Here is a 4,379-nt window from a genome sequence, read left to right on the forward strand (position 1 = left end):
TGACACCAAGCTTATCCCCACAAAATGCTCACGGGGCGCTATAACCGATTCCATACCCTACGGCAGAAAGATGGTATTGCTGGTTATCTAAAGCGCTGCGAGAATAAGTTTGATCACTTTGGAGCCGGTCATGCGTCCACCAGTATTTCTTCTGCTTTGGGTATGGCGATCGCCCGAGACCGCAGAGGGGAAAACTTCAAAGTGGCAGCAGTTATTGGTGATGGTGCTCTGACCGGTGGCATGGCATTGGAAGCCATCAATCATGCAGGACATTTACCCCATACTAAACTACTGGTGGTTCTCAATGACAATGAGATGTCCATCTCCCCTAATGTCGGGGCTATTCCCCGTTACCTCAACAAAGTGCGGCTTTCTGAGCCGATGCAGTTTATTACTGACAATTTAGAGGAACAGTTCAAAAATCTCCCCTTTGTCGGTGAGTCTTTATCCCCAGACTTGCAACGGCTCAAGGAAGGGATGAAGCGTTTAGCCGTACCTAAGGTCGGAGCAGTATTTGAAGAACTTGGCTTTACTTACATCGGACCGGTAGATGGTCACAATCTAGAGGAGTTAATTTCCACCTTTACCAACGCCCACAAGCTAGATGGACCAGTGCTGGTGCATGTGGCAACTACGAAAGGCAAGGGGTATGCGATCGCAGAAGCGGACAAAGTGGGTTACCATGCCCAAAGTCCCTTCAACCTAGCTACGGGTAAAGCCCTTCCAGCTAAAAAACCCAAACCCCCCGGCTATTCCAAAGTTTTTGCCCACACCCTAGTCACACTAGCTCAGAATAATCCCAAAATCATTGGCATCACGGCAGCTATGGCTACCGGGACAGGGTTGAATAAATTGCAAGAAAAACTCCCTGACCAATACATAGATGTGGGGATTGCGGAACAACACGCCGTCACCCTAGCGGCTGGCCTAGCCTGTGAAGGAATGCGACCGGTTGCAGCTATTTACTCCACCTTCTTACAACGGGCTTACGACCAAATCATTCACGACGTTTGTATCCAAAACCTACCCGTCTTCTTCTGCCTCGACCGTGCGGGAATTGTGGGTGCTGATGGCCCTACTCACCAAGGGATGTATGATATCGCTTATTTGCGATGCATTCCTAATATGGTAATTATGGCTCCCAAAGACGAAGCTGAACTGCAACGTATGGTAGTTACAGGAGTAAACCACACCGATGGTCCGATTGCCATGCGCTATCCTCGGGGTAGTGGTTATGGCGTTCCTCTGATGGAAGATGGTTGGGAACCCCTACCCATTGGTAAAGCAGAACTATTGCGTAATGGTGACGACCTGTTAATGGTAGGGTATGGCACTATGGTTTACACCGCCATGCAAACCGCTGAAATTCTTAGCGAGCATGGTATTGAAGCAACGGTGATTAATGCTCGTTTTGTCAAGCCCCTGGATACAGAATTAATCTTCCCCTTGGCTCAGAAAATTGGTCGTGTAGTTACCCTAGAAGAAGGGTGCTTAATCGGTGGCTTTGGTTCAGCGGTGGCAGAAGCACTGATGGATAATGATATATTAGTTCCCCTGAAGCGCTTTGGTGTACCGGATAAATTAGTCGATCATGCCAAGCCCGATGAATCAAAAGCTGATTTGGGGCTGACTGGCTCTCAAATTGCTGAACAGATCAGGGAAGCGTTCTTTACTAGACAGCCATCTGCTGTTAGTTAATTTATCAATGTTAACAGTTGACAGTTGACGGTTGAAATTTAACGGTTAACTGTTAACCGTCAACCGTTAACAAAATAGCAATTAACAATTAACAATTAACAATTAAGAATATACCGAACTTAGATGAACTCATCCACATACCAAGTGTATCCCGTTGTTTGGGAAAACGACCGAGTTATCCTCATTGACCAAAACCGCTTACCCAGCAAATATTCCATTGTAGAAATCAGCCGCTGTGAAGATATGGTTGAGGCGATTAAAACTATGATTGTTCGGGGAGCGCCAGCGATTGGAATCGCAGCGGCTTATGGCATTTACCTTGGCGCAAGAGAGATTAAAACTAAAGAACGCAAGGCTTTCCTCGAACAGCTTGAAGTTGTAGCGCAGCAGTTGCGGCAAACTCGTCCTACAGCGGTTAATTTGTTTTGGGCAATCATGCGGATGCTTAAAAATGCCTATGAAACGATCGGGACAGTAGAAGAGATTAAAGCTTCCTTACTTGAAACAGCTCAACAAATTCAGCTGGAGGATTTACAAACCTGTCAAGCCATAGGCGATCGCGGATTAGAAGTATTACCGACAACCCCCGACAAACTCTGTCTTCTGACCCATTGTAATGCAGGAGCGTTGGCAACAGCTGGGTATGGTACTGCCTTGGGAGTGGTGCGTTCGGCGTGGCGGGATGGGCGATTAGCCAGATTATATGCTGACGAAACCCGCCCCCGCTTGCAAGGTGCTAGGTTAACGACCTGGGAATGCGTCGAAGAAGGTATTCCCGTTACTTTAATTACCGATAGCATGGCCGCCCATTGTATGAAACAAGGGCTAATTGATGCGGTTGTAGTGGGAGCTGATCGCATTGCTGCCAATGGGGATACGGCTAACAAAATTGGTACCTATAGTGTAGCTCTGATTGCTCAAGCTCATCAGATACCTTTCTTTGTGGCTGCTCCGATCTCAACCATTGATTTTCAGCTATCTACTGGCGAAGAGATTCCCATTGAAGAACGTCACCCCTCAGAAATTTATCAGATTGGGGAGACAGTGATTTGTCCTCCTAAAGTGGAATTTTATAACCCAGCTTTTGATGTAACTCCAGCGGAGTTAATCACTGCCATTATTACTGAAAAAGGCGCATTAGCCCCCAGTGAGCTGTCACAACTTAACATTAAGCAGTCAGTTTGAAATCTATCTTGGTTTTAGGGATTAGGGATTAGGGAGTAGGGAGCGGTGCGACCCGTGGCGAATTTAATTACGGGTCAAGCGCACCGAGGGAGTGGGGAGTCGGGGTAATAAAATTGAATGTACCTGATAAGGAGTGAGAAACGCTATAACTGACCCAACTATGTTTGAGTCAGTTCCTTAGTTCAGCAACCTCTAAAGGATAAAGTCCGATAGCTATGGGTGTTTAGATCATGGGTGTTTAGATCATGGGTGTTTATAGCAATTATCATAGCTATGAGGTACACAATTTCGGGATTTTAGGTAATAGGTAATAGGTAATAGGTAATAGGTAATAGTAATAGGTAATAGTAATAGGGATGCGCTGCATCAAGAGGTGCGACCCGTGGCGAATTTAATTCTTAATGGTAAGAGCGCACCTAACAGGGAATCAGCTTCAAAGAATACTGTACCTCATAACTGTGAGAAACGCTATAGATCATGGGTGTTTAGATCATGGGTGTTTAGATCAAAGCCCTGCAGCTGTAGAACCGTCAACAGTCAACGCTCAACAGTGAACAAAACATGATCAATTAAAATATGCACATAAAATATCAAATAGCTAAGAGGAAATCGTGAACGGAAAACTTTCCACCCAACACTTAATTGTGTGCGGCTTAGGTGTAGCTATCCCGTTATTATACGCAGAGGTAGCCACCGCCGCCGCTGATCTAACCAATACTAGTGTAACTAACTGGAAAAAAATTCAGTATGAAAGCTTTCTGCCAAGGCTTGAAACACCAGAATTGTCCCCTCTCGAAGAAGTCAATCACTATCTGCGGCAAGAAGAAGATTTCTTTAATAATACCCCTCGTTTAGTGATTAAACTAAGTGAGCGTCGTCTTTATGTTTATCGAGGAGATAAACTCGAAGCCAGTTATCCAGTTGCCATCGGTCAGCCTGGTTGGGAAACCCCTACAGGCAATTTCCAAGTGACACAGATGGTTCAAAATCCAGTTTGGAAGCATCCTCTAACTGGTGAAGTCGTTGCTCCAGGACCAGAAAACCCTCTTGGTCCAAGGTGGATGGCATTTTGGAGTGATGGAACAAACTACATCGGGTTTCATGGTACCAATGATGAGGAACTGGTGGGACAAGCAGTGTCTCACGGTTGCATCCGGATGCGTAATGATGATGTCAAAGCTTTGTATAACAGAGTGGCTTTGGGAACATCTGTAACAGTACAGGAATAGTTATTGTTGACAGCTGCCCCTAGCTAAAGCTAGGGGATTGAGGCAGCTTGATCAGGGTGGGCACAAGATGGTGATTCAAGCTTTTTGGTATATATAGCAGAAGTCAGAAGTCATTTGTCAGAAGTCATTTGTCAGAAGTAAAACTCTTGCGCTTCTTGATGCAGTCGCTCATGGGGGAAACCCCCAAGACCGTAATGGTGCTTTTTCCGTTGGCGAATTAAATTCGCCACGGGTCGCACCTCTGCATCGCTTACAAAGGGTGTGAGA

2 protein-coding genes and 1 pseudogene are annotated in these 4,379 nt (G+C 45.8%); all 3 read left to right on the top strand.

What is annotated here, in order from left to right:
- Positions 1–1,698 (top strand): annotated as a pseudogene (gene dxs / locus F6K20_RS25910) (1-deoxy-D-xylulose-5-phosphate synthase); the annotation flags it as partial.
- A gap of 123 nt (positions 1,699–1,821) precedes the next feature.
- Entirely contained in the window at positions 1,822–2,883 is a 1,062-nt protein-coding gene (gene mtnA / locus F6K20_RS25915) for an S-methyl-5-thioribose-1-phosphate isomerase (RefSeq protein ID WP_287265813.1), read from the top strand.
- Positions 2,884–3,494: 611 nt separating this feature from the next.
- Complete coding sequence (locus F6K20_RS25920; RefSeq protein ID WP_008191311.1) at positions 3,495–4,112, top strand: L,D-transpeptidase; 618 nt, start codon at positions 3,495–3,497, stop codon at positions 4,110–4,112.
- The last annotated feature ends 267 nt before the right edge of the window (positions 4,113–4,379 follow it).

It is taken from the genome of Moorena sp. SIO2C4, assembly GCF_010672485.1.
Taxonomy (GTDB): Bacteria; Cyanobacteriota; Cyanobacteriia; order Cyanobacteriales; family Coleofasciculaceae; genus Moorena; species Moorena producens.

What these genes read in the sequence shown, in the direction of transcription:
- mtnA (WP_287265813.1), top strand. Translation starts at nt 1,822, where the DNA reads ATGAACTCATCCACATACCAAGTGTATCCCGTTGTTTGGGAAAACGAC.